Here is a 23,494-nt window from a genome sequence, read left to right as displayed (position 1 = left end):
GCGCGTCCAGGTCGGTCGGTTAGCGTCTACACGGACGTACAACCTCCAGCGAAATGAGACGACACGTGAGTTCGACGACATCGCGCCGCCCCGGGTACGGGCGGATGGCCGCGGTCGGCCTGCTCGGTCTGGCGACGGTGCTCGCCGGTTGCGACCGGGACGCCAGCGTCGAGGGCGCGCCGCCGAGCGCGACCGGCACGACCGGCGGCGCGAGCACGTCCGCGCCGGCGAACGCCGCGCCGTCTCCGTCGCTGGCGCGCTTCTACACCCAGAAGCTGAAGTGGGAGGACTGCCAGGACGGCGCGAAGTGCGCGGGGCTCACCGTTCCGATCGACTACGCCAAGCCGGCGGCCGGGACGGTCCAGGTCGCGGTCCTGAAGCAGGAGGCGACCGGTGACAAGAAGGGCTCGCTGGTCGTCAACCCCGGTGGGCCCGGCGGCTCCGGCGTCGACTACGCCGCGTCCGCCGACTTCGTCGTGAGCGGGAAGGTGCGCAAGGCGTACGACGTCGTCGGGTTCGACCCGCGTGGGGTGCAGCGTTCCGCGCCGATCACCTGCCTGGACGATCAGCAGCTGGACAGCTATCTCGGTGCCGACCCCTCCCCGGACGACCAGGCCGAGCAGGCGCAGACGATGAAGAACGCCAAGGGCTTCGGCGACGCGTGCAAGACCAAGGCCGGGCCGCTGCTCGGGCACGTGTCGACCGTCGAGGCGGCCAAGGACATGGACGTCCTGCGGGCCGCCCTCGGTGAGACCCGGCTGGACTACCTGGGCAAGTCGTACGGCACCTTCCTCGGGTCGACGTATGCCGACCAGTTCCCTACGCGCGTCGGCAAGTTCGTGCTCGACGGGGTCGTCGCGCCCGACCTCACCAACACCGAGATGAACCGCGGTCAGGCCGAGGGCTTCGAGCGGGCGACCGCGGCGTACGTCAAGGACTGTGTCGCGGGCGGGAACTGCCCACTCGGCTCCTCCCAGGAGGCCGGCCAGCAGAAGATCCGGGACTTCCTCAAGCAGGTCGACGCCAAGCCGATCCCCGTCAGCGGTGACGCCAACGTCTCGAAGCTGACCGAGGGCTGGGCGTCGATGGGCATCGCCGCCGCGATGTACGACCAGGGCAGCTGGGGCGTGCTCACCTCGGCGCTGCGCAGCGCGTTCGGCGGCGACGGCACCGCGCTGATGAAGCTCGCCAACACCTACGCCGAGCGCGACTCCGGCGGCTCCTACAGCGGCAACATCATGCAGGCGATCAACGCCGTGAACTGCCTGGACCGCGACTCCAGCAGCGACCCGGCGGCGTACGCGAAGGACCAGGCGTCGTTCGTGAAGACCGCGCCGACGTGGGGTCCGATGCTGGCCTGGGGCACCGCGATCTGTGGCGAGTGGCCCGTGAAGGCGACCGGCGCACCCAAGAAGGTCACCGCGGCCGGGTCCGACCCGATCCTGGTGCTCGGCACCACCCGCGACCCCGCGACGCCGTACGAGTGGTCGCAGCGCCTCGCATCGATGCTGCAGAACGGTCGGCTGATCACCTACGACGGGGACGGGCATACCGCCTACCGCCGCTCCAACTCCTGTGTCGACAACGCCGTGGACAACTACCTGCTCGACGGCAAGGACCCCGGCAAGTCACTGAAGTGCTGACCACAGCGCCGCGGGCCCGCTGACCTGGTGGTCAGGACGTGAGCCATGGCTCACGTTCTGACCACCACGGGGAGGGCCTCGCCCGATTTCGGGGACGCGCCCGCCCGTGCGTATACTCGTGCCGCGTCCGCGGTGATCCCGCGGACGTAACGCCGCCTTAGCTCAGTCGGCCAGAGCGATTCACTCGTAATGAATAGGTCATCGGTTCGATTCCGATAGGCGGCTCCACCAGATGCCCCCGACTTCCGGTCGGGGGCGCCTGCATGTCCCGGTCGATCGAGGTCGCCCCGCCGGCCGGGCGCGCGCGGGCGCCCGGCTCGCCGGGACGACCGGCAGCCGGCCATGAGCGTCGGGGCTGCAACACTCGAGCGGCGGGGCTTTCTGTCAGGACGAGAGGAGACTCAGCGCGAGGATGCCGCCGCCGAGCGCGGTCTCGTCCACGCACGCGAAACCAGCGAGTTCGCCGATCGCGCGGAGCTCCCCAGAGCTTCGAAGTCGACCGCCGGTCATGGCGAACTGGTGCAGGTTCATGTGCGTGACCAGGGCCGGCGGCGCAAGATCGCTTGCGAGCTCCACCACCACAAGGCGCACCTCGTCGTCCGCGCGTGCCACTCGTCCGAGTAGGGCAGTGGCTCGCTGCTCGGGAAGGTCGACCAAGACATTGCACAAGAGGTACAGGTCGGCCCCGGTCGGCACATCCTCGAAGATGTCGCATGCCATCCCGCGGATGCGGCCCTGCACGTCGTCCTGGGTTGCCCAGTCGGACTCCGCGTGCGCGACCACGGCCGGGAGGTCGACGCCGACACCGGTCAGCGATGGACGCGCGCTCAGGACAGCGCATAGATACTGACCCACCCCACATCCCAGCTCGGTGATGGTCGATCCTTCTGGGATGTCGATCCACTCGGCGAGCCTGCGCGCCGAGTGCTGGGTCAGGGACTTCGCTGACGAGAAGGCCTCGGCGAGGTGACCTGAGTCCGGGCGAAGATCGCGGTACAGGTTCGTACGGTGAGCCAGCTCGTAGCACGGGGTGCCCGTACGGACAGACTCCTCGAGCTGCGCGAACGCTGCCTCGATGCGATGTGCGAACGAGTTCGTGTGCCAGTGCTGCGCGAATCCGTAGGGGTCGCTGACGAGCATGAGTCTCCCTGCGGGCGTCAACCGGAGCTTCGTTCCTCCTTCGCGCTCGACCAGGCCGAGCGACTCGAGGTATTCGACCAGCACCCGAACGGCGGTGGGATCGGCGTCGATCGCCCGGTGGATCGATGTCAACGTGGTCCAGGTGTCGAGCTGCTCGGCGAGACCCGTCGAGACCGCCGCGCGCACCGCGTGTCCCGGCAACGGGTTCATCCGCTCGGCCCATTCGGCGGCCAGCTCCGGAGATGCCGTTGTCATCGCACACCTTCGACGAGCTCGGCGCCCGCACGACCGGTGGACGCGGCGTCCAGGTCGATGGGATCGGAGACCAGGATGGGCTGCATGGCCGCTGCGCCGTCGTCGAGTCGGCTCGCGACGATCATGAACTGCGCGGCATCGGCCCCGCGCGCCGCGCCTTGCTGTCCGATGACTTGGGAAACCGTCTGATAGGCAGCGCTGCTCGTCACTGCCTCCCACTTGGCCCCCACACTGCCCATGCTCTTAAGATGCTGCACGCAGTCGAAGAGTGCTTTGGGTCCGCGGCTACCCGGATTCCACACAATGCACAACCACCCGATCGGCTTCACCAGCGAGAGCTCTTCCCAGGGCTGCCACTCGGGCGCCCGGGGAGCACGGGTCCGGAAGACCAGATGGGTGTTCTCCGTCCCAGGAGTCGGCGCGAAGAACCGCCACTGGGGGAGGTGAGCGAGCCTCTCGCCCTTCGTGCCGAACGAGACCTTTGCGTCGGGCGAATTCTCGAATGCGGTCAGCGTGACATGCGTCGTGAGACCGAGAGCGATTCCCCGGCCCACCAGGCGTTCCCAGATCATCGTGTAACTCCTCTCAAGATCTGCGCCACATCACTCGCCGGCCCGAAGCGTCCGATGATCGAACGATGTGTGCTGCGAGGGACGACGGCGAGATCTGCCGAGATCTTCTGGGCGAGGGCGCGCTGCTGGATGACGTTGTCGTCCGCTGAGACGACAGTCCGTCTCACGTTCAGATGCCTGATCGCCTCACTCGAGATGATGGGTTCACGGGCATGCTCCCGTACGGCGGTGAGCAGGGTGCGCGGCCTGGATGACTCGGTGAGGAACGCACGCTGGATCGCGGCACGGTAGTTCACCTCGGACTCGACGGGGCCGATCGTCCAGGAGCCCAAGCCGGTGACGGCGGCGAACCCCTCTTGGAAGCAGTACTGGCGGAACTGTCGGACTTTTGCGCGATCCTGACGTTCCTGGGCGAGGAGGTCGCCGTCGGTCGCGTCGATGACAGTGGCCGTCGACACCTGGTCGGTCAGCGCGGGGAATTCGGCCAGATCGTTCCACACGAACAGGCCGCCGATGGAGTGTCCCACCAAGTGCTTGTCGTTGTCGTCGACGTCGAGCTGTTCAAGAATGGTGAGTATCAGTTTGCCCGGGCGGTGCCCCGATCGCGTGCGGCCCGTTCCTGGCCTGTGGTAGCGGACGATCCAGAACTCGTGTCCGAGAATCTGCGACAGCCAGTCCCAGCTGTCGAAGGAAGCTCCCAGGCCGGTCTCGAAGATCAGAACCGGCCTGGTCGGGTCGTCCGGTTGTGACACGGCGTACTCGATCTGGCCGCCGCGGCCGTCGTCGACGAGCCGAATGTATGGAGTGCCGACGCGACGATCACGCTCCGCCGCGCGGCGGAGGTGGGCGTTGACAGCGCTGGCTGCGAGCGCCACTCCGCCCGCCCGAAGGGCCTCACGTTCCAGCCTCATCTGACTCCACCTCGCTCCTCGATGACGTAGCTGATCGCCTCGTGCGCGCCGCTGAAAGCCCAGAAGAATCTCGGCAGACCCATCGTGTAAGCAATACCGATATGGAATGCTTTCATCCCGTGGAGAGCCAATTTGGCTTGGCGGGGCGCTAACAGATAGATCAGCGGGTACGAGGACTCCCATATAACGGTCGACCACGTGAGGGTGCGACTGATGCCGGGGCGTTCGCGGATTGCGCGAGCGACCGGAGTGCTTCCGTACACGTTCGTCTTCAGAATCAGCTCCAACGCGTTGCCGGACAGCCACTCGGCAGAAATCGCCTTTGCCAAACCCGCTGCGGCATATGAGATGGTGGCCTGGGCATTCACCGCGCGAAGAAACAGGTCGTCAGAGATCTCTGGGTCCGGAATCACTGCCGTTGCGACCCGGTAGGAGTAGAGAACTCCCAACATCTGGTCCGCGCCGTCACGGCCATAGGGATTGCGCAGCTCGAAGAGCTTGTTGCTCGCGAGTGACGCCGCAGCCGCTGCGATGTGCGTCTTGCGCCGCTGAGGACCGCCGGCGAGCTGCCCGAGCGCCCCGACGAGCGCGAGGCCGTGTACCGCGAGCGCGCCCCGACGAGTGTCCAGGGCTCGTCGGAAGGGCGCTGGGACGATGCTGGTACGTGTTGCACTTCTACCCGCGAGGAGTGCGTTCCGGCCGAACTGCCGATGGCCTACCATTCCTTCTGCGGCGTTGACGAGTTGAGCAATTGCAGCAATCTTCAGCGCGCGGTCGGCGCGCTTGTGGACGGCCATGGGCGGACTCCGAGGCGTGAGGAGGTGGGTGTGTCGATTCCGGCGGACGCCTGGGACTGCGGAAGCACCAGTCCCAGGCGTCCGTCTGATCAGCAGAAGGCGGAGAAGCAGCTCGCCTGCGTGGCAACGACCGCCGCCGGGATGATCACGGGAGTCCACATGACGGGCGACTCGCTGGCCTCGACGTAGCCCGGCCTGACATCCGTGAACTCCTGGTTGACGCGAGCCACGATCTCTTCACTCTGAACTGCAAACGCTGTCGTACGCATTGTTCCTCCAGATCGGTGTGAGAAGCCGCGGATTCCTCGCGGCAAGCGCGACGTTAACAGCGGCCCGCGCAGAGTTCGACGGTGATGTGACGGAGACTTGGGGTCGGCGACTGAATTTACCTAGCCTGACTATTCGTTGGAGATTTTCGTGCTCGGTGGTTGCGATTCTCCGATCGAAGACCTGCACGACGTGCTGATTCCTACGTAAAATCGCGCGCGTCTCGTCATCCCATTCGATCGCCCGCCCATGTCGGCCGGCATGTCCTTGATCGATCGGTCCATCTGCTGAAGCCTGGCCGGCGTGAGTTAGCCTCGCTTCGTGAACATCGATCCTGCGAGACCATTGAGCGCCCGTGACTCTGTACGGCCTCTCGCGGAGCGTTTGAGTTGATGGGCAGAATTGTCGGCTTCACCGCGCTGCGCGCGGTCGGGGCGACGCGGGCGGTCCACGGCATCGAGCTGCTCGCCCCGACAGACATCGACGTGACACCGGGGCAGGCCGTCGTGCTGCGCGGCCCGAACGGCGCCGGCAAGTCGACGCTCCTGCACCTGCTGGCCGGCGCGGCGAGGCCGACGTCGGGGCAGGTTCTCCTGGACGACGTCGGAGTCGATGAACGATCGCCACGGGTGCGCCAGGTCCTCGCGACGCTGCTGAGCCCGATCGCCGGGTACCACGAGCTCACCTTGCAGGATCACCTGGTCCTGGTCGACCAGACCTGGGGTGGCGCGCGAGACACCTGCGCGGACCGCGTGAACGCGATGCTGAGCAGGCTCGACATCGAGCTGCTGCGGCATCGCTTCCTGCACGAGATGTCCTCCGGCCAGCGGCAGCTCGCCGACATCGCGATGACCCTTATTCGCCCGAGCGGTGTCCTCCTGCTGGACGAGCCCGAGCAGCGGCTGGACACCGAGCGGCGTGCCCTGCTCGCGCAGGTGCTGATGGAGGCCAAGCGAGCCGGCGCAGCACTTCTGGTCGCCTGCCACGACGAGACCGTCACCGAGGCGATCGCCGATGACGTCGTCACCCTCGCGCCCGTGACCGCATGAGTGACGGCACCGACGAGCGCGAGCGTCTGTACACGCTGCGCGCGCTCGCGTACGGAGGTCATTCGCCGGTCGAGCGGATGTCTTTCCCGCTGTACGTCGTGGCCCTGTTCGCCGGCATCTACGGCGTCACGGTGGCCCAGGGCGTCCTCGCCCTGGTCGCCGCGGACTCCACCCGTCGCGACGCCTTTGCGGCGTGGTCTCCCCCTGCTGTGGGCGTGCTGGCGGTGGCGGCCCTGCTCGCGGCGTACGCCTTCGGTCGCGTCCGAGGTCCGGTCGTTCCGGACCTGAGTCTCGTCGACCTGGCTGTCCCGACCGACATTCAACGTGCTGCGGTGCTACAACCGTGGTGGCGTGCCGTCGTGCTGACGACGGTCCTGGCCGGTGGCATCGTCGGGGCTGTCGCCGGCGCCGGGCTGGCCATCCAGGACCTCGGGCCGCCCGTGTCGCCGGTGATCGGCGGGGGGATCGGTGCCGGCTACGGCTGGCTGCTGGTGCACGTCTGGCTGCGTGGTCAGGTACTCGGTGCCGAGGACGCGCCCGAGGTACGCGACGTCCTGCATACCGAGGATGCGCTGTGCCAGCTCCGACGGGCGACCATCCGCTCGCAGGCAGCCCTGGACCGCGCCGTGACCGCGGCGCTGTACGCCGGTGACGCCGCGCACCTGCGGCGAGAGGCGAGTCTTGGTCGGCCACGCGCGCGCCAACGTCGCCTGCGCCCCGCGGGAGCATCTTGGGTCCTGCTCCGCGCCGACCTGCTCATCCTGCGCCGTGCCCCATATGCGGCCGCGACCGGCCTGGCGCTCGTCGCGGTGGCCACGCCGGTCGTGGTGTGGGCGCTCGGGCAGGAGGGCGTGCTGCTCGCGCTCGGTGTGGGTCTGGTCGTTCTCAACGCCGGCGCGGGCGCGCTCATGCGCGGCCTGCGCTCGTGCGCGGACCAGGTGGCGAGCCCGTCGTTGCTCGGCATGCCGATTGCACGCTGCGCCCTGCTGCACACGACTGTCGGGCTGGTACCGATCGTGGTGGCGTGGACGGCGTCAGCGGTGTGGATGGGAGGTGGTGTCGCGCCAGGCACCACAGCGCTGGTCGGCATCCTGCTCACCGTGATCGGATCGCAGGTGCTCGGGGCGTTCCGCGGCTCCCCGCCGACGAGCATGATCCTCGGGCCGGAGAGCGGAGGCGTCCTGGCACTGTGGCTGATCCTTCCTCACCTGGTGCCGCTCTGCGTCGGTCTCACGGCCGGCGGTGTGGCCTCTCAGGGCGCGCAGCCTGCGGGCATCCTGCTCCTTCTCGGTGTCGCGGGCCTGGTCCTGGGCCTGTGGCGCCTACGCGTCAACACCGCACCCCAGAGATAGGTCGCCCCGTCGATCGCGCTGCTCGGCAGTCCGTGGCGTTCCGACGACCGGTCGGTCACCTGGCCGGAGTGGATGCAACCATGGGCGCGCTGCCTTCGGTAAGGAACCGACGGGATGAAGGCAACGGCAACCGGGCTGGTGCTGGCCGCGGCTACGGTCGGGCTTGGCGGGTGTGGTGGGGACGGCGCAGCGGCGCCGGCCTCCCACGCGGCCGTCACGGTGGACGATCGCGAGAGCGCACCCTCGACGACGACCACCTAGGAGGTCGGCCTGTGGCCGTACGGTGAGGGCGCTCGTCCTCGACCGGCGCGGCCGTGCTGGTCGAGGCACCGCGTCGGTGCAGCTGAAGGACGGCGACGTCGACCACTCGCGCAAGTACGGCCCCGTCCGCGTGACGCTGTCCACGGCAGCAAGGACCGGTTCCCGTCTTCGGACGTGTCGTTCCGTGGCGCGTGCGACGGCGAGCTGGTGACCTGGACAAGATCACCGCCCGCTACCCCGGGCACATGACCCACCTGGACGTGAAGAAGGTCGGATGCATCCCCGATGGCGGCGGCCGTGCCTGAAGCGGGCACCACGGTCGAGCGCAACGTCCGGACGTCTCGGTACATCGAGGCGTCATCTGCTCAGGAGGCGGATCGGAAGCTGTCGGACCTGGAGAAGGGCGGGAGCGGTGAGCGCGGCGGTCAGCGTCCGGTACGGCCCGTGCACGCTGTACCCGACACCGACGTACCTGCGCACGTCGTCCGACAGGAAGAACGTCGGGGCGAAGCCTCGTACCGTGTGCAGCGTGCCGGTGACGTCGATTCAGCATGCGAGTGACCTGCGGTACAAGTCGTTCATCTGGTGGAAGAAGGCGGGCTCGACGCACACCGGAGGAAACCGTGGCGTCGCCAAGTACGAGCAGAAGAACGTCGAGTACCGGTGTGTGAGCAGCGAGAAGACCGGGTGGACCGGAACCACCGCCGGCACGATCGTCTACGCAGGCAGGACGTACTACGCGCGCGTCTACTTCGACGAGCGGTCTCTCGCGTGCGGCGGGTGGGGTCGGCGGTGAACGCGTTGGCCTCGGGCGATGGCGTCGCCGAGCCCACCGTGCGTGCCGTCTACGGGCGCTCGGTGCCGGATGGTGACGAGCCCCTGATCGCGGTGGTCCGCACCGAGGAGGAGGCTCGTGCCGTCGAAGCGAGGGTGCTGGGTCGTCACGAGCAGGCCCGCGTGATGTGGGAGACCCTTCCCGTGGTGGGTCGGCTCGGCGACTCCGTGCACCTTCTGCTCCAGTCCAGCGGTGAGTCCGACGTGGTTGAGGTGACCAACCCGGTAGGGATCGCGGCCTTCGCCGATCGGGAGGGTGCGGAGCGCGAGCTGCGTGCGCGCGCCGCCGATGGCCGGCCGTACGTCGTGGGGTCCTTCCCGCTGGGATGGCGTCGAGCGGGCTGGCCCTTCGACGCCGACCGATAGGAAACCGCAGAGGCACCGGTCGCGGTGCGACCGGTGCCTCTCGCGTCTCCAGCTGCTCGCATGCCCGGGCGAGGTCGGGTCAGGCGGGCTGGTCTCGCGCCGCCACGCCGTCCAGGCGCAGCGTGTCGCTCTCGTCGCGGTGGGTGCCGCTGCTGCCGACGTGCTTGTCACTGATCGTGGCGCCGTTCTTGAGGACGTGGAAGAACGCCATCGCATGGCCCCGGCCGATGTCGTAGTCGCCCTTCAACCACGCCACCACCTCGCCGGCCTTGCTCTCGGAGGTCAACCCGCGCGCGTGCGCCTCGTCCAGCAGTGCCTGCGGCGTCTTGCCGGACTTGCGCTCGACCGCGTCGATGTACGCCTGGAAGCTCATGTGATGCCTATCCCTGGTTCGGTGCTGTTGAATGAAAGGCTAGAGACCGCAGCAGGATTCGGCTTCTCCGATTCTGCTCCGCCCGGCGGGACGACGGTGGGTCCGGCAGCGTGGTCTGTCACCGGGCCGGCAGGTGAGCGGGAGCGTGAGCGACGGCAAGGAGCGCTGTGCCTCGTGACGAGACCGCAGTTACTACCCGGTACGAATGCTGCGCAAACCCGCGCCGCCCGGCGGCCCCACCCGTGACGCACGTCACACATCAGCCTTCTCCCAGCCTGGCCCCGCGGCGTCGCCGAGCCGGCCGGCGAGGGCCGCGCGGCCCGGCATTCCGGTGCGGGGGCCGCGAGGTGGCCTACGCCGCGGAAGGTCGCTCCCTGAACACCCGCTGAGCAGGGACAACGCGTGTCGTCGGCGTGTCGCCGCCCTTGACCTGACGAAAAATTGACCTGGGTTTGACCCTCGATTTTCGTCCCACCTAGCGTGACGGCGCGGCTTGGCTCCGGGCGTCCCGACGTGACGTCCCGTGAAAGTCAGTCCAGGGGAGGCGCAGCACGACGAATGCCAACCGAGAGGTCTCGATGAACTCCTCAGCACAGGTGCTGACCGCAGTCGTGGGCGGATACGCCCTCGGTCGCACACGCAAGGCACGACTCGCTCTCACGCTGGCCGGCGCTCTTGCCGGCAAGCGGATGAACTCCACGAACGGCCTGCGGGCGGTTCTGGACCAGTCGCCCGAGGTGGCCCGGCTCACCGAGCGCCTCCGGGGCGAGCTCACCGAGGCCCTGAAGGCCGCCGCGGTGAACGCGGCGACCCACCGGCTCGACACCCTCGCCTCCGGCATCCAGGCCGGAGCGGACGACGCCGACGACGTCGTGGTCGGGGAGACCGCGGACGACGCCGAGACGGCTCCCGAGGACTCCGACGAGGCCCCCGACGAGGCGGACGAGGACGCGTCGAACGACGACTCCGACGCCCCGACGGCTGAGGCCGACGACGCGGAGGAGGACGCCCCGCGTACCAAGCAGCGGTCGACCAGCCGGCGCTCCACCGCCAGGTCCGGCGAGAAGTCCGCAGACCGGCCACCGGCGAAGAAGGCTTCCGGTAACCGCCGTACCCAGCCGGCCAAGAAGGCGCCGTCGCGCAGCTCCGCGGCGGCCACGAAGACGACCAGCGGGTCCGGCCGTAGCCGCCGGTCCGCAGGAGGGGGTGGTGCGTGATGACGAGCACCCCGACGAAGAACAAGAACACCGAGGCCACCGACCGGCTGAAGGCCAGCGCCGGCGGAGTCGTGACCGCGCTCGCCGAGCGCGCCGCGTCCGCCGCTGAGTCGCACGTCACCGGTCTCACCGACCGCCTGACCGACGTCACGGACGGTACGAAGAGCGGCGCGCTGAAGGGCTCCGCCAAGGCGGCGGTCAAGGGTGAGTCTCCCGTGAAGGGCGCCCTCAAGGGTGGCCTGAGCAACCTGAAGGACAAGGCCGCCGAAGCCCTCGGAGGCAAGGGCGGCAAGAGCAGCGGCAGCAAGAAGCTGAAGCTGACCAACATCATCGAGGAGACCGACGTGGGCGTCCCCGTCCGCGTCGCCTACAACCAGTGGACGGAGTTCCGCGACTTCCCGACCTTCATGAAGAAGGTGGAGGCGGTCGATCAGGAGTCCGACGAGAAGCTGTCCATGAAGGCGCAGGTCTTCTGGTCGCACCGCCGCTGGGACGCCACGATCCTGGAGCAGGTGCCCGACGAGCGCATCGTCTGGCGGTCCAAGGGCGAGAAGGGCTACGTCGACGGCGCGGTGACGTTCCACCCGCTCGGTGACCGGCTGACCCGGATCCTGGTCGTGCTCGAGTACCACCCGCAGGGCTTCTTCGAGCACACCGGCAACATCTGGCGGGCGGTGGGACGGCGAGCACGGTTGGAGATCAAGCACTTCCGGCGTCACGTCATGACCACCACCATCCTCAACCCCGACGAGGTCGAGGGCTGGCGCGGCGAGATCCGCGACGGCGAGGTCGTCCGAACCCACGAGGAGGCGCTCGAGGACGAGCGTCGCGCAGAGGAGCGCGACGCCGAGGACTCCGCGGACGGGCAGGACGAGCAGGACGAGCAGGGCCACGACGACTACGACGAGGCCGACGACGCGTACGAGGAGTCCGACGACGCGTACGACGACGGCGAGGCGCCCGAGGAGTACGAGGACGACGCCGACGAGGAGTCGGACGGTGACGAGGCCGAGTACGAGGAGTACGAGGACGAGGACGCCGAGTACGAGGACGACGCCGCCGACGAGGACGCGGAGTACGAGGACGAGGACGACGAGCAGGAGGCGAGGCGCGCATGAGCGTTGCGACCATGAACCGACCGTCGGGTGGCCAGCTGGACCGGCCGTCCGGGAGCAGCCTCGCGGATGTCGTGGAGATCATCCTGGACAAGGGCATCGTCATCGATGCATACGTCCGGGTGTCGCTCGTCGGCATCGAGCTGCTGACCATCGACGCGCGCATCGTGATCGCGAGCGTCGACACCTACCTGCGCTTCGCCGAGGCGACCAACCGGCTCGACCTGTACGAGCACGGCGGCAAGGACCTGCCCGAGCTGTTCGACTCGCTCGGTGAGAAGGGCGCCAGCGGTAAGACCAAGGGCATGATCGAGGGCGCCAAGGAAGCGCTCACCGGTGACTCCGGTGACGACCGCGAGCGCCGACCGCGACAGACCCGGTCGAGCAGCAAAACGCGTACGCGAACCCGAGGTGACTCATGACGGCCACTGCACCCACCCGTACCCGCGAGCTGTGCGTCTACGGCGTTGTACGGAGCGACGCCAATCCTGATGACTACCAGGGCATCTCGGGCATCAGCGGCGAGCCGCTGGAGCTCGTGGCCGTGGACGAGATCGCCGCTCTCGTCGAACCCGTCGAGGACCCGGCCACGCTCGGGACCCGGGACGGCCTGATGGCCTACCGACGGGTCCTGGACGAGGCGGCCCGGCACGGCGAGGTCCTGCCGTTCCGCGTCGGGTCCGTCGTCCCGGGCGACGACGATCTGGTCGCGCTCCTGAGCGACGACCACGACGTGTACGCCGACCGGCTGGACGAGATCGCCGGTCAGGTCCAGCTCCTCCTGCGCGGCAGCTACCGGCCGGAGGTGGCGCTCGGCGGGATCGTCGCGCGCAACCCGGAGATCCGTGAGCTGCGCGAGCTGACCCGCGAGGCGCCGGAGGAGGCCTTCCGGACCGAGCGCATCCGCCTGGGCGAGCTCGTGTCCCGGGCGCTCGACGAGGAGCGGGCCGTGGACCGCGACCGTGTGGTCGAGGCCCTGACGCCGTACGCGACGGAGTCGGTCCTGCGCCCGGAGATCGGGCTGCACGGCCTGGTCAACGTCGCCCTGCTCGTCGATCGCGACCAGGTGGAGCAGCTGGAGAGGGCGGCCGAGGACCTGGCCGCCGAGCTGCAGGACCGCGCCGAGCTCCAGCTCGTCGGACCGATGGCGGCGTACGACTTCGCCGCGACCGCCTGAGGCGTGCTGACGACGATCCTGACCCTGCCGCTGATGCCCGTACGCGGGGCGGTGTGGGTCGCGGACCAGGTGCGTCAGGAGGCAGAGCGTCAGATGACCGATCCGCGGCGCGTGGTCGAGCAGCTCGAGGCTGTCGACCACGCGCGGGAGGACGGTCGGCTGAGCGAGGCCGAGGCAGCCGAGCTGGAGAACGAGCTGCTGCAACGACTGCGTGGTGGCCCCGGCTACCCGTGATCCACTGGAGGACTGAACGACATGAACAACACCGATCAGGCCTCGAAGAGTCGGTCCCGACGGGCGCCGGCGCGGACCGTGAAGTCCACGTCGGCGCCCGCCCGGGCCACCACCACCTCGGCAACGCACACGCGGACGCCGGCCTCGCCCCCGCGGGTGGCGCCGGCGCCCGCCGCGCCCGCCCCTGGGGGTGGCAACAACCTCGCCGACATCCTGGAACGAGTGCTCGACAAGGGCATCGTCATCGCGGGTGACGTCCGCATCAACCTGCTGGACATCGAGCTGCTGACGATCAAGATCCGGCTGGTCGTCGCCTCCGTCGAGCGCGCCGAGGAGATGGGCCTCGACTGGTGGCGCTCGGACCCGATGTTCAGCTCCCGTACGCGCGAGCTGACCGACGAGAACGCCCGGCTGCGCGAGCGCATCGAACGACTGGAGGCCCGTGACCATGACTGATCTCGGCATCTACCTGTACGCCGTCGGACGCGACCTGGACGACACCGACCTACCGCCCGGCGTCGAGGGGCAGCAGCCCCGGATCGCGCGGGCGGACGGGCTGGACGTGGTCGTCAGCGACGTGCCGATGGCCGACTTCGACGAGGCGGGCCTGCGCTCCCACCTGGAGGACCTGTCCTGGCTCGAGCGGGTCGCCCGTGCGCACAACGGCGTGCTGGAGACGCTGTCGGAGCGAGCGACCGTCGTCCCGGCCGGGCTGGCCACCGTGTTCCACGACGAGTCCGGCCTGCGCGACCGGATCGACGACTGGCGCGAGCAGACCGAGGAGACGCTCCTGCTGCTCGATGGCCGCGTCGAGCTGGGGGTCAAGGTCTACCGGCAGGACCAGGGGTCGTCGGAGCAGCCGGAACCTACGGAGACCGGATCGAGCCCCGCAGGCTCCGGTGCTGCCTACCTGCGTCGGCGCAGGGACGAGCGGGAACGCCGTACCGCCCTGGTCGACGACGAGCGGCAGCTGGTGGAAGGGCTGCGAAACCTGTTGTGCGACAGCGCGGTTCGCGAACGTACCCACGACCTGCAGGATCCCCGACTGACCGGTCGGCCCGAGCAGATGCTCCTCAACGCCTCCTACCTCGTGCCGAACGAGGCGCAGCGGGAGCTCGAGGACCGGAGCGCGGAGTACGCCGCTGCCCACCCCGGCCTGCTCGTCGAGGTGACCGGGCCGTGGGCGCCGTACTCCTTCGCGGCGCTGGGGTCGCCGGAATGAAAGCCGGCGGCCCGACGCACGGGAGCACTGTCACCACCGGAGGGGCGCACGGCACGACCGGGCTGGCGGATCTGCTGGACCGGTTGATCGGCACGGGTGTGGTCCTGCACGGCGATCTCGTCATCTCGTTGGCCGAGGTCGACCTGGTCGAGGTGCGCCTGCGCGCGCTGCTGCGCTCGGTCGCCGCCGAGATGGAGGCACCGTGACCGTGGAGGAGCCGCGCCGCCCGCGCCGGTACGAGCTGGCCGAGGACGGCGTCGAGCGCGACCTGATGAAGCTGGTGCTCACTGTCGTCGAGCTGCTCCGCCAGCTGATGGAGCGCCAGGCCCTGCGCCGCTTCGACGAGGGCGACCTGACCGAGAGGCAGGAGGAGTCGCTCGGCGTCGGTCTCATGCGCCTGGAGCAGGCGATGACGCGGCTGCGCGAGGAGTTCGGCCTCACGCCCCAGGACCTGGAGCTCGACCTGGGGCCGCTCAACGGCATCCTCGAACCGGGGTTCTGAACACGCCCGCGTCCGCCTCATCGACGCGGCGGTGCTCTCAGGGCCGGGCGGCGGTGTGCGCGGCGGCGTACTGCTCGTCGGTGACCGCTTCGAGCCACGTGGTCGCCTCGGCGTCGCCGGCCGCGTCGAGGATCGCGTAGTGGCACATCAGGTGGTCCTCGGTGCCACCGTGGAAGTGCTCCTCGCCGGCCGGCGTCCAGACGCTCTCACCCGCGCGCAGCACGACGGTGCGGCCGTCTCGGGTGCCGACCAAGCCGATGCCGTCGGTGCAGACGAGCAGCTGCCCGTTGGCGTGGGAGTGCCAGTGGGTGCGGGCACCCGGGGTGAACCGGACGTGCGCGCAGACCAGCTGCGAGGTGTCGTCCCCGCTGAAGATCGGATCCATCCACACGTCACCGGTGAAGTTCTCCGCCGGCGTCTTCACGGTCGGGCTGCTGGGGTTCTTCTGCATGTCGGTCTCCTTCGTGGGCCGGCTCAGGCGGGGTCGAGACGCAAGGTGGTGGCTCGCGCGTCGGGGTCGGTGATGCGAGCCACCGGGCCCGACCACTGCCCGTACTTCGCGCGGTACGCGGCGTCGATCGCGTCGTCGAGGTCGCCGGCGTCGCCGGCGTGGTCGCCGGCCTCGACGAAGACGATGTCCCGGCGCAGGCCACCCGCGGTCAGGTGACCTCGGTGCGCGGTCTGCACGCCGCGGTACCAGGCCGCGCTAACGCCGTTCACCGACCGCACATACACCGCGTCGCCGTGCCGGACGATCCAGACGATGCGGTCGGAGCGCAGGCTGCCGTCGCGCCGCCTCGTGGCGACCTCGACCTCGTCGACCCGGTCGATCGTCGCGAGCTCCTCGGCGGTCCAGCTCGTCGGCGCGCTCACGGCTTCACCAGCACCTTCAGCGCGGAGCGGTTCTTCATCGCCTCGTACCCGCCCGGCACGCCGTCGAGGTCGACGGTGTCTGTGAAGACGCGTCCCGGCTGCAGCGAGCCGTCGAGCACGTCCGGCATCAGCTCCTCGATGTACGCGCGGGCCGGCGCGACACCGCCGGTCAGGGTGACGTTGCGCAGGAACGTGCCGAAGTCCGCCGGCACGGTGGGGTACTGGGGTGCCCCGACGCGGGAGATGGTCCCGCCGTCCCGGACGACGCCGTACGCCGTCTCGATGGCCGGCTCGAGCCCGACGCACTCCAGCACGGTGCGGGTGCCGTGCCCACCGGTGAGCTCGCGCACCTTCGCGACGCCCTCCTCACCGCGCTCGGCGACGACGTCGGTCGCCCCGAAGTCGCGGCCGAGGTCGGTGCGGTCGGTGTGGCGGCCCATCAGGATGATGCGCTCGGCACCGAGCCGCTTAGCCGCGAGAACGGCGAGAAGGCCGACGGCGCCGTCCCCGATGACGGTGACATCGGTGCCGGCGCGGACGCCGGCGGTGACCGCGCAGTGGTGGCCCGTCGAGAACACGTCCGACAACGTCAGCAAGGACGGCAGCAGAGCTGAGTCCTCCTCCACCGGCAGCCTGACCAGGGTGCCGGACGCCTGCGGCACGCGGACGGCCTCGCCCTGCCCGCCGTCGACGTCGGTGCTGCCCCAGCCGCCGCCGTGCAGGCACGAGGTCTGCAGGCCCTCCCGGCAGAACTCGCAGGTGTTGTCGCTCCAGACGAAGGGTGCGACGACCAGGTCGCCCTTCTTCGGGCCGGTCACGTCCGGCCCGGTCTCCTCGACGACGCCGAGGAACTCGTGCCCGATCCGGGAACCTTTCTCGCTGGGTTCCTTGCTGCCGTACGGCCACAGGTCGGACCCGCAGATGCAGGACTGGACGACGCGCACGATCGCGTCGGTGGGCTCCAGGAGCTTGGGGTCGGGGACGTCCTCGACACGGACGTCGCCGGCACCGTAGATCAGGACTGCTCGCATGGTGATCTCCTCCATAGGTCTCGCAGCCGGTGCGTACCAACGTCTACCCACCCTGACACGCGTTGCGACGACGGCAGACATGCTGGACTCATGGATGACGCGTACCTGACCGCACGCCCGGCCGGCGTCGACGACCACGTCCTGCGGCTGGGACTCGACGCCGTCCGACGCGTCCAGGTGGAGCCAGGGCCGGCCGGCGTGCCGTTGCTGCCGGGGGCGGTGGCGCTGGCGCTGTACGACAACCGCGTGGTCGCGCGGGAGGCATCCGGCTGGGCGCTCGCGTACGCCGACCGTGACGGGACGCCGCTGGCCGCCGAGCAGCGTGTCCCCATGACACCGGAGACGGTCTTCGACATCGCCTCGATCACCAAGGTCTTCACTGCGCTGGTCCTCGCCCAGCTCGTCGAGGAGGGCGCCGTCGAGCTCGACCGCCCGGTCGTGTCGTACCTGCCCGAGTTCGTCGACAAGGACGCCGTCACGGTCGAGCAGCTCGCGCTGCACACCAGCGGCCTGCCGTGGTGGCTGCCGCTGTGGCGGGACTGGCCCGACCGCAACGCCCGGCTCGCCGCGGTGCTGCGCTGCCCGCTGGAGGCGCCCGCCGGCACCCGCTACACCTACAGCGACCTGAACCTGATCACCGTGCAGCTGCTGCTCGAGCACGTCACCGGGCAGACGTTGGATCTCCTGGTGCAGCAACGGATCACCGGCCCGCTCGGCATGTGCCGTACGACGTTCGGACGCGCCGACGCCACCCGGTGCGCCGCGACCGAGGACGAGTACGACGCCGGCCGCGGCATGGTCAGGGGAGAGGTGCACGACGAGAACGCGTGGTCGCTCGGCGGCGTCAGCGGGCACGCCGGCCTGTTCTCCACGGCCGACGACCTCGCGCGGCTCGCCCAGTGCCTCATCGACGACGGCCGGTACGACGGTGGCCGGCTGCTCGGCGAGTGCGGCCTCTCCCTCGCGACCACCGACCGGCGCGGGGTGCCGGGTGAGGGTCGCAGCCTCGTGCTGGACATCGACCGGCCGGCCTGGATGGGTGCGTTGAGCGGGCCCCGCACGGTCGGGCACACGGGCTTCACCGGCACCTCGCTGGCGGTCGACCTCGACCGCGGTGCCGCCGCGATCCTGCTGACCAACCGCGTCCATCCCAGCCGGGAGCGCGGCTCGATCCACCCGGTACGAGCGGCCTGGGCGACCGCCGTCGCTGACGCCATCGGCGGGTAGCCGACCGGACGGGTCAGGCGCGCGGGTCGACCAGCAGCAGCTCGGTGTTGCGGTCGGTCGCCGTGCCCTCGGCCGCCAGGCTCGCGTGGATGTCGTTGAACGACAGCTCCCGGTACAGCGAGGCCAGCGACGCCTGCGTCCCCGAGTCGTACGACGCCTGGTACGGCGCGGCTGACTCGATCAGCGTCGTGAACAGCGACAGCGTGCCGTCCCGGTTGTCGCAGACGTCGACGATCCGCGCCTGCTGCGGGAAGTCGATGTGCGAGGCGGTGTTGATCTCCCAGAACGCCCGGCGCGGGTCGGCGTGCCCCTGCGGGGTGATCGCGTTGACGTGGGTGTGCCCGTTGACCCAGGCGAGCACGTTCGGGAAGTCGTGCAGCATCCGCAGCAGCTCGAACCCGGCGTGCCGGATCTCGGGCTTTGCCGGGTCCAGCAGGAGGTTGCTCATCGAGCCCGAGGTGTGGTGGCTGAACAGCACGAAGTACTCGTCCTGGACGGCGTGGGTGTGCCGGAACCCCCAGTCCCAGTAGGTGCTCGACCCGGCCTGCAGCCGGCGCTTGAGCCAGCGCCACTGCTCGTCGCCGATCGAGCCCTCGGTGAAGCCCGCGCGGTTCGTGGAGTCCATGGCGATGCCGGTGACGCCAGGTGCGATCGGGAACGCGTAGTAGCCGCGCCCGGTGGCGGCCGCCTCCTCGTCGAAGCCGTGCCCGAACGGGCCAGGCCCGGTGTAGGCGGCGCGGCGGTGGCGCTCGATGAACTCGACGGGGGAGAACGGCCGGCGGCGCGCGTCAGGCGTGACCTTCCAGCCGGACGTCATCGTGCCGTTCGTGCCGAGGATCGCTGTGCTCTGCCGGCGTACGGCGTCCTGCAGGGCGGCGTTGCTCCCCGCGTCGGCGAACCCGGTGAACTTGAAGCTTCCGGTGTAGACCGCGTCGAGGCCGAGGAAGTTCGACGGGAGGGTGCCCTCGATCGAGTCGTCGTGGTTGCCGAACACGGAGTACCACGGAGTCGTGAGACCGGCACTGGTGTGGGGCGCCGTCGTACGGCCGAAAAAGCCTGGCAGTGTGGGGAATCCGGCCTTCTTGTACCGGTCCTGGACGGTCAGCTCGGGGTTGTAGTAGCTCGCGTCGCCGCCGGACTGCACCCCCTCCCAGTGGCTCGGGTCGCCGGTGGTGGCGGTGACCGACCCGCCGCTCAGCAGCGTGAGGAACCAGTCGAGCTCGACGTCCTCGTGGTTGTCGGTGTTGTCGCCGGTGGAGACCACGCAGTCGAACGGCCGGCCGCTGAAGGGTCCGCGAGCGACGTCGTTGACACGCTTCACCAGCTGCGCCGCGCCGTGCGTGCCGAGGGCCTCCTGCGGGCGGAAGGCCGACCCGGTGATGTCGTGCAGGAACTCGAAGCGCATCGGTGACTGCGCGTCCAGCACGTGCACGTCGGTGAGCTGGACGATCGACGCGAGCGCGGTACGCCGGTCGTCGCGGTCGGCCTTGCCGGCGGCCAGGTCGGTCCGGACAGCGAGCGGGTAGCCGGGGCCGGCGGTCAGCCGGCGGTACCCGGAGCCGCCCATCGGCGTGGCGGCCTGCTCCAGGGACGTGCCGCTGATGCTCACCGCGCGCTGGGCGCCGAGGCGCAGGGCGCGGTCGAGGGCGTGAGCGGACGTGCCCCGTCCACAGCTGAGGGCGGCGGCTCCGAGGCCTCCGGCTCCGGCGAGCAGGAACGAGCGACGGCTGATCGACGGCACGGCGGACCCCCGGGATCGTGGTGGCGGACGTCGTCCAGCGTGCCGTGCCCCGGTGGCCGGCGGGTGACATGCGAGCGACCGAGTTCCGAAGACTCGCCCACTGAGCCGGACGAGCCGACCACCTCGCCGGACGAGCCGACCATTCCGCCGGTTGAGCCGGACGAGCCGACCATTCCGCCGGTTGAGCCGGACGAGCCGCTAGGCGAGTCCGTGTCGAAACCAGGCGACCGCGGACGCTGAGTCTCCCCGCGTGTCACGGGGTTTCGACTCGGCCCTCCGCTAGCGCTCCGGGCCGGCTCAACCGGCGTAGGAGGCGGCTCAACCGGCGTGGCGGCACGGACTCTCAGGCGGCGGTACGGATGCGGTCGAGGACGGTGGTGGCGACGTCGTCGGCGTTCAGCTCAGGGAGCCAGTGGCCGGCGTCCAGCTCGACGAACCGGTAGTCCGCCTCGACGTACTCCTGCGTGAGCTCGGCCGCCTCCCGGCCGAGGGCGAAGTCGCGCCGCCCCCAGATGTAGGTGGTCGGCACGGTGATCCCGTGTCGCGGAGCAGCCGGCTCGCCGCCGGACCTCCCGGACCGCAGCGATCGGGTGAGCGCACCGACCTGGGCGCCGGCCATCGCGCGGTACCAGTTCAACGGGCCGGTCAGCGACTCCGGCGTGCTGAACCGCGCGACGTAGCGCTCGATGTCGGCCTCGGGCAGCCCCGCGTACGTCCGCCGCAGCGTCCTGGGGATGGCGCGCTCGGGGACGTACGGCAGCTGGAAGAACGCCATGTACCAGCTCTTCTTGGCCTGAGTGAACGTCCGGAACGCGCGCACGAGCGCCTCCGGGTGCGGCGTGGAGAGGACGGTGACGGTGCGGACGCGGTCGGCGGCGTGCTCGGCCAGCGCCCACGCGACCGCGCCGCCCCAGTCGTGGCCGACCACGTGGAACGTCTGCGCTCCCGCCGCGTCGGCCGCCGCCAGCGCGTCGCGCACCAGGTGCTTCATCCCGTACGCCGACCGTCCGCCCGGGGTCGCGCCGGGGGAGTAGCCGCGCTGGTCGAAGGCGATGGTGCGTAGGCCGGCGTCGTTCAGCCGCGCCGCGACACGGTCGTACGCGTGCCGGTCCTGCGGGAACCCGTGCAGCAGGAGCACGACGTCGCCGTCGCGCGGGCCGGAGTCGGTGGCGTCAAAGGTCAGGCCGTCGTGCGTGAAGGTGTCCACCCACTCCACGGTAGGGGCCGTTCGCGATGTGGTCGCCCGCGTCCACGAACTCGATGTTGCATCTAAGATAGATACAACATGTCGACCTCCACAGCAGCGCCCGCGTCCGAACGGGTCTACGAGCACGTCAAGCACGCCATCCTGCGCGGCGACCGCGCCGGCGGCACCTTCTTCACCGAGGGTCAGGTCGGCGACGAGGTGGGCGTGAGCCGTACGCCGGTGCGCGAGGCGCTGCTCCGGCTCGAGACGGAGGGCCTTGTCGCGCTCTACCCGAAGAAGGGGGCCCTGGTCGTCCCGGTCACTCCCCGCGAGGCGCACGAGGTGCTGGAGGCCCGGCTGGTCATCGAGGAGTGGGCGGCCGGCCGTGCATGGGCTGAGCGCGCCGACCTCGTCGTCGACCTGCGCGGTCACCTCGCCACGATGGTCGACGCCAAGGCCGCCGACGACGTCGCCGGCTTCAGCGAGGCCGACCGAGCGTTCCACGAGGCGATCGTCGCGGCCGCCGGAAACAGCGTGATGGCCCGGCAGTACCGCATGCTGCGGGACCGGCAGATGTGCATTCTCGCCGACGGCATCCGGGCCAGCGCGTCGCGGATGACGCACGCCGTCACCGCCCACCGGACCCTGATCCGGCTGCTGACGGAGGGCACCCGTGCCGAGTTCGTCCGCGAGTCCCGGGCGCACGTCCAGGACGCGATGGACCGCCTGGGGGTGGCCCGATGACCGATGCCACGCTGCGGCATCCGCTCGGCGGCGCCCGGGCCTGGGCGGTCTGGACGAGCGCGGTGCTCGTCTACCTGCTCGCCGTCTTCCACCGCACCTCGCTCGGCGTCGCCGGCCTGATCGCTGCCGACCGCTTCCACATCTCCTCCGCCCAGCTGGCGACGTTCGCGATGGTCCAGCTGGCGGTCTACGCCGCGATGCAGATCCCCGTCGGTGCCCTGCTGGACCGCTTCGGCTCGAAGGTGCTGCTGGTCGCCGGGGTCGTCACCATGTCCGCCGCGCAGCTGGCGTTCGCCTTCGTCGACTCCTACGCCGCCGGCATCGTCGCGCGCGTCTTCGTCGGCATGGGTGACGCCATGGTCTTCGTGTCCGTGCTGCGTCTGGTGGCCCTGTGGTTCCCGCCTGCCCGGACGCCGATGGTCACGCAGGTGACCGGATTCGCCGGCCAGCTCGGCGCGCTCGCCGCCGCCGGCCCGCTGGCCGCGGCCCTGGACGGCCTCGGCTGGACGCGGTCGTTCCTGCTCGCGGCCGCGATCGGTGTCGTGCTCGGCGTCGTCCTCCTCCTGGTCGTGCAGGACAGCCCGTACGCCGACCCGGACCGGACGGACATCAAGCTGCGGGCGGTCGGGCGCGCGCTCCGGCTGGCCTGGCGGCAGCCGGGCACTCGTCTGGGCCTGTGGTGCCACTTCACGTCGCAGTTCAGCGCGAACGTGTTCGCGATCATGTGGGGCTTCCCGTTCCTGACCGCGGGCGAGGGCCTGTCCACCGGCGAGGCGAGCCGGCTGCTCGCGCTGATGGTCGTGACCACCGTGCTCAGCAGCCCGCTGTTCGGGGTGTTCGTGAGCCGGTACCCGTACTCGCGCTCGACCCTCATCCTCGGCGTGGTCGCCACCATCATGACCGTCTGGACCGTCGTGCTGCTGTGGCCCGGGCGCGCTCCGATGTGGCTGCTCGTGGTCCTGGTGGTCGCGACGGCCATCGGTGGTCCGGGCTCGATGATCGGGTTCGACCTGGCGCGCACGTTCAACCCGCCCACCCGCATCGGCAGTGCGACGGGCATCGTCAACGTCGGCGGGTTCGTCGCGGCCCTCGGGACCGTCGTCCTGATCGGCGTCGTGCTCGACCGTGTCTCACCGGGCGGGCCGTCGACGTACACCGTCGACTCGTTCCGCTGGGCGATGGCCGTGCAGTACCTGGTCTGGTTCACCGGCGTCGCGATGATCGTCCGCTACCGACGCCGCACCCGCCGGCACATCCACGCCGACGAGACCGGCGCGTACGAGCACCTGATCCCCGAGCGCCTGCGCGCCGCTGCGTGAGCGGGCGCCCGCTGGTCGAGCCGGCGGAGCGCAGCGGAGCCGAGTCGAAACCCTGTGAGCCGCAGGAAGACCCGGCGGTCGCGTGG

Annotated in this window: 28 protein-coding genes and 1 tRNA gene; 18 read left to right on the top strand and 11 right to left on the bottom strand. The window is 70.0% G+C overall.

Annotation, left to right across the window (positions count from 1 at the left end; genetic code table 11):
• Positions 1 to 65 precede the first annotated feature (65 nt).
• Complete coding sequence (locus P4R38_RS10945; protein WP_277192153.1) at positions 66 to 1,643, top strand: alpha/beta hydrolase; 1,578 nt, start codon at positions 66 to 68, stop codon at positions 1,641 to 1,643.
• Positions 1,644 to 1,794: 151 nt separating this feature from the next.
• Positions 1,795 to 1,871: transfer RNA gene (locus P4R38_RS10940), tRNA-Thr, on the top strand.
• Between the two features lie 156 nt (positions 1,872 to 2,027).
• Here P4R38_RS10940 and P4R38_RS10935 read toward each other — a convergent pair.
• The 5 genes from P4R38_RS10935 to P4R38_RS10915 all read right to left on the bottom strand — a co-directional run bounded on the left by P4R38_RS10935 (position 2,028) and on the right by P4R38_RS10915 (position 5,548).
• On the bottom strand, positions 2,028 to 3,038 hold the full coding sequence (locus tag P4R38_RS10935; protein WP_277192152.1) for a methyltransferase: 1,011 nt from the start codon (positions 3,036 to 3,038) through the stop codon (positions 2,028 to 2,030).
• Entirely contained in the window at positions 3,035 to 3,610 is a 576-nt protein-coding gene (locus tag P4R38_RS10930; protein ID WP_277192151.1) for a hypothetical protein, read from the bottom strand. The genes P4R38_RS10935 and P4R38_RS10930 overlap by 4 nt, the downstream gene beginning before the upstream one ends.
• The gene (locus P4R38_RS10925) at positions 3,607 to 4,521 is read right to left on the bottom strand and encodes an alpha/beta fold hydrolase (protein WP_277192150.1); all 915 of its coding nucleotides are present in this window, start codon (positions 4,519 to 4,521) and stop codon (positions 3,607 to 3,609) included. The genes P4R38_RS10930 and P4R38_RS10925 overlap by 4 nt, the downstream gene beginning before the upstream one ends.
• Positions 4,518 to 5,318, bottom strand: coding sequence for a hypothetical protein (locus tag P4R38_RS10920; protein WP_277192149.1), 801 nt, complete (start codon positions 5,316 to 5,318; stop codon positions 4,518 to 4,520). The genes P4R38_RS10925 and P4R38_RS10920 overlap by 4 nt, the downstream gene beginning before the upstream one ends.
• A gap of 89 nt (positions 5,319 to 5,407) precedes the next feature.
• Positions 5,408 to 5,548, bottom strand: coding sequence for a hypothetical protein (locus tag P4R38_RS10915; RefSeq protein WP_277192148.1), 141 nt, complete (start codon positions 5,546 to 5,548; stop codon positions 5,408 to 5,410).
• Between the two features lie 429 nt (positions 5,549 to 5,977).
• Between P4R38_RS10915 and P4R38_RS10910 the strand changes: the two genes are divergently transcribed.
• The 4 genes from P4R38_RS10910 to P4R38_RS10895 all read left to right on the top strand — a co-directional run bounded on the left by P4R38_RS10910 (position 5,978) and on the right by P4R38_RS10895 (position 9,447).
• Entirely contained in the window at positions 5,978 to 6,634 is a 657-nt protein-coding gene (locus tag P4R38_RS10910) for an ABC transporter ATP-binding protein (RefSeq protein ID WP_277192147.1), read from the top strand.
• Positions 6,631 to 7,986: a hypothetical protein gene (locus tag P4R38_RS10905; RefSeq protein ID WP_277192146.1), complete on the top strand. Its 1,356-nt coding sequence runs from the start codon at positions 6,631 to 6,633 to the stop codon at positions 7,984 to 7,986. The genes P4R38_RS10910 and P4R38_RS10905 overlap by 4 nt, the downstream gene beginning before the upstream one ends.
• 796 nt (positions 7,987 to 8,782) lie before the next feature.
• The gene (locus tag P4R38_RS10900; protein ID WP_277192145.1) at positions 8,783 to 9,043 is read left to right on the top strand and encodes a hypothetical protein; all 261 of its coding nucleotides are present in this window, start codon (positions 8,783 to 8,785) and stop codon (positions 9,041 to 9,043) included.
• On the top strand, positions 9,040 to 9,447 hold the full coding sequence (locus tag P4R38_RS10895) for a hypothetical protein (protein ID WP_277192144.1): 408 nt from the start codon (positions 9,040 to 9,042) through the stop codon (positions 9,445 to 9,447). The genes P4R38_RS10900 and P4R38_RS10895 overlap by 4 nt, the downstream gene beginning before the upstream one ends.
• 79 nt (positions 9,448 to 9,526) lie before the next feature.
• Here the strand turns inward: P4R38_RS10895 and P4R38_RS10890 are convergent, their stop codons facing one another.
• Positions 9,527 to 9,820 carry a DUF4287 domain-containing protein gene (locus tag P4R38_RS10890; protein ID WP_277192143.1) on the bottom strand — a complete coding sequence of 98 codons (294 nt, stop codon included), beginning with the start codon at positions 9,818 to 9,820 and terminating at the stop codon, positions 9,527 to 9,529.
• A 578-nt stretch (positions 9,821 to 10,398) separates the two neighbouring features.
• Between P4R38_RS10890 and P4R38_RS10885 the strand changes: the two genes are divergently transcribed.
• The 9 genes from P4R38_RS10885 to P4R38_RS10845 are packed head-to-tail and all read left to right on the top strand — an operon-like array spanning position 10,399 to position 15,287.
• Positions 10,399 to 11,037, top strand: a complete 639-nt coding sequence (locus P4R38_RS10885; protein WP_277192142.1) for a hypothetical protein — start codon at positions 10,399 to 10,401, stop codon at positions 11,035 to 11,037.
• Positions 11,037 to 12,155 carry an SRPBCC family protein gene (locus P4R38_RS10880; protein WP_277192141.1) on the top strand — a complete coding sequence of 373 codons (1,119 nt, stop codon included), beginning with the start codon at positions 11,037 to 11,039 and terminating at the stop codon, positions 12,153 to 12,155. Before P4R38_RS10885 ends, P4R38_RS10880 begins: the two co-directional genes overlap by 1 nt.
• The gene (gene gvpJ, locus P4R38_RS10875; protein ID WP_275239519.1) at positions 12,152 to 12,574 is read left to right on the top strand and encodes a gas vesicle protein GvpJ; all 423 of its coding nucleotides are present in this window, start codon (positions 12,152 to 12,154) and stop codon (positions 12,572 to 12,574) included. Before P4R38_RS10880 ends, gvpJ begins: the two co-directional genes overlap by 4 nt.
• Positions 12,571 to 13,329 (top strand): GvpL/GvpF family gas vesicle protein, encoded by a 759-nt coding sequence (locus tag P4R38_RS10870; protein WP_277192140.1) that lies wholly within the window; start codon positions 12,571 to 12,573, stop codon positions 13,327 to 13,329. The genes gvpJ and P4R38_RS10870 overlap by 4 nt, the downstream gene beginning before the upstream one ends.
• A gap of 3 nt (positions 13,330 to 13,332) precedes the next feature.
• Entirely contained in the window at positions 13,333 to 13,563 is a 231-nt protein-coding gene (locus P4R38_RS10865) for a gas vesicle protein GvpG (protein ID WP_275239517.1), read from the top strand.
• 21 nt (positions 13,564 to 13,584) lie between these two features.
• On the top strand, positions 13,585 to 14,019 hold the full coding sequence (locus tag P4R38_RS20150) for a gas vesicle protein (RefSeq protein WP_277192139.1): 435 nt from the start codon (positions 13,585 to 13,587) through the stop codon (positions 14,017 to 14,019).
• Positions 14,012 to 14,785, top strand: a complete 774-nt coding sequence (locus P4R38_RS10855; RefSeq protein ID WP_277192283.1) for a GvpL/GvpF family gas vesicle protein — start codon at positions 14,012 to 14,014, stop codon at positions 14,783 to 14,785. The genes P4R38_RS20150 and P4R38_RS10855 overlap by 8 nt, the downstream gene beginning before the upstream one ends.
• Positions 14,782 to 14,991: a gas vesicle protein gene (locus P4R38_RS10850; protein ID WP_277192138.1), complete on the top strand. Its 210-nt coding sequence runs from the start codon at positions 14,782 to 14,784 to the stop codon at positions 14,989 to 14,991. Before P4R38_RS10855 ends, P4R38_RS10850 begins: the two co-directional genes overlap by 4 nt.
• Entirely contained in the window at positions 14,988 to 15,287 is a 300-nt protein-coding gene (locus P4R38_RS10845) for a gas vesicle protein K (protein WP_275239514.1), read from the top strand. Before P4R38_RS10850 ends, P4R38_RS10845 begins: the two co-directional genes overlap by 4 nt.
• 37 nt (positions 15,288 to 15,324) lie before the next feature.
• Here the strand turns inward: P4R38_RS10845 and P4R38_RS10840 are convergent, their stop codons facing one another.
• From P4R38_RS10840 to P4R38_RS10830, 3 genes are read right to left on the bottom strand one after another with little or no spacing between them, the layout of a single operon-like run.
• On the bottom strand, positions 15,325 to 15,738 hold the full coding sequence (locus tag P4R38_RS10840; protein ID WP_275239513.1) for a (R)-mandelonitrile lyase: 414 nt from the start codon (positions 15,736 to 15,738) through the stop codon (positions 15,325 to 15,327).
• 23 nt (positions 15,739 to 15,761) lie between these two features.
• Positions 15,762 to 16,160 (bottom strand): DUF2255 family protein, encoded by a 399-nt coding sequence (locus tag P4R38_RS10835; RefSeq protein ID WP_277192137.1) that lies wholly within the window; start codon positions 16,158 to 16,160, stop codon positions 15,762 to 15,764.
• Positions 16,157 to 17,191: a zinc-dependent alcohol dehydrogenase family protein gene (locus P4R38_RS10830; RefSeq protein ID WP_277192136.1), complete on the bottom strand. Its 1,035-nt coding sequence runs from the start codon at positions 17,189 to 17,191 to the stop codon at positions 16,157 to 16,159. Before P4R38_RS10830 ends, P4R38_RS10835 begins: the two co-directional genes overlap by 4 nt.
• A gap of 90 nt (positions 17,192 to 17,281) precedes the next feature.
• On the opposite strand from P4R38_RS10830, the gene P4R38_RS10825 reads away from it, so the two are divergent.
• Positions 17,282 to 18,418, top strand: a complete 1,137-nt coding sequence (locus P4R38_RS10825) for a serine hydrolase domain-containing protein (protein ID WP_277192135.1) — start codon at positions 17,282 to 17,284, stop codon at positions 18,416 to 18,418.
• 13 nt (positions 18,419 to 18,431) lie between these two features.
• Here P4R38_RS10825 and P4R38_RS10820 read toward each other — a convergent pair whose 3' ends face one another.
• Both P4R38_RS10820 and P4R38_RS10815 read right to left on the bottom strand, forming a co-directional pair.
• A complete protein-coding gene (locus P4R38_RS10820; protein ID WP_277192134.1) occupies positions 18,432 to 20,159 on the bottom strand; it encodes a TIGR03767 family metallophosphoesterase in 1,728 nt (575 codons plus the stop codon).
• 343 nt (positions 20,160 to 20,502) lie between these two features.
• Entirely contained in the window at positions 20,503 to 21,366 is an 864-nt protein-coding gene (locus P4R38_RS10815) for an alpha/beta fold hydrolase (RefSeq protein ID WP_277192133.1), read from the bottom strand.
• A gap of 78 nt (positions 21,367 to 21,444) precedes the next feature.
• Between P4R38_RS10815 and P4R38_RS10810 the strand changes: the two genes are divergently transcribed.
• Together P4R38_RS10810 and P4R38_RS10805 are read left to right on the top strand one after the other, a co-directional pair.
• The gene (locus tag P4R38_RS10810) at positions 21,445 to 22,089 is read left to right on the top strand and encodes a GntR family transcriptional regulator (RefSeq protein WP_277192132.1); all 645 of its coding nucleotides are present in this window, start codon (positions 21,445 to 21,447) and stop codon (positions 22,087 to 22,089) included.
• On the top strand, positions 22,086 to 23,408 hold the full coding sequence (locus tag P4R38_RS10805; protein WP_277192131.1) for an MFS transporter: 1,323 nt from the start codon (positions 22,086 to 22,088) through the stop codon (positions 23,406 to 23,408). The genes P4R38_RS10810 and P4R38_RS10805 overlap by 4 nt, the downstream gene beginning before the upstream one ends.
• Positions 23,409 to 23,494: the final 86 nt, after the last annotated feature.

It is taken from the genome of Luteipulveratus flavus, from assembly GCF_029439465.1.
GTDB classification, from domain to species: domain Bacteria; phylum Actinomycetota; class Actinomycetes; order Actinomycetales; family Dermatophilaceae; genus Luteipulveratus; species Luteipulveratus flavus.
This window is presented reverse-complemented; position numbering and strand designations above follow the sequence as displayed.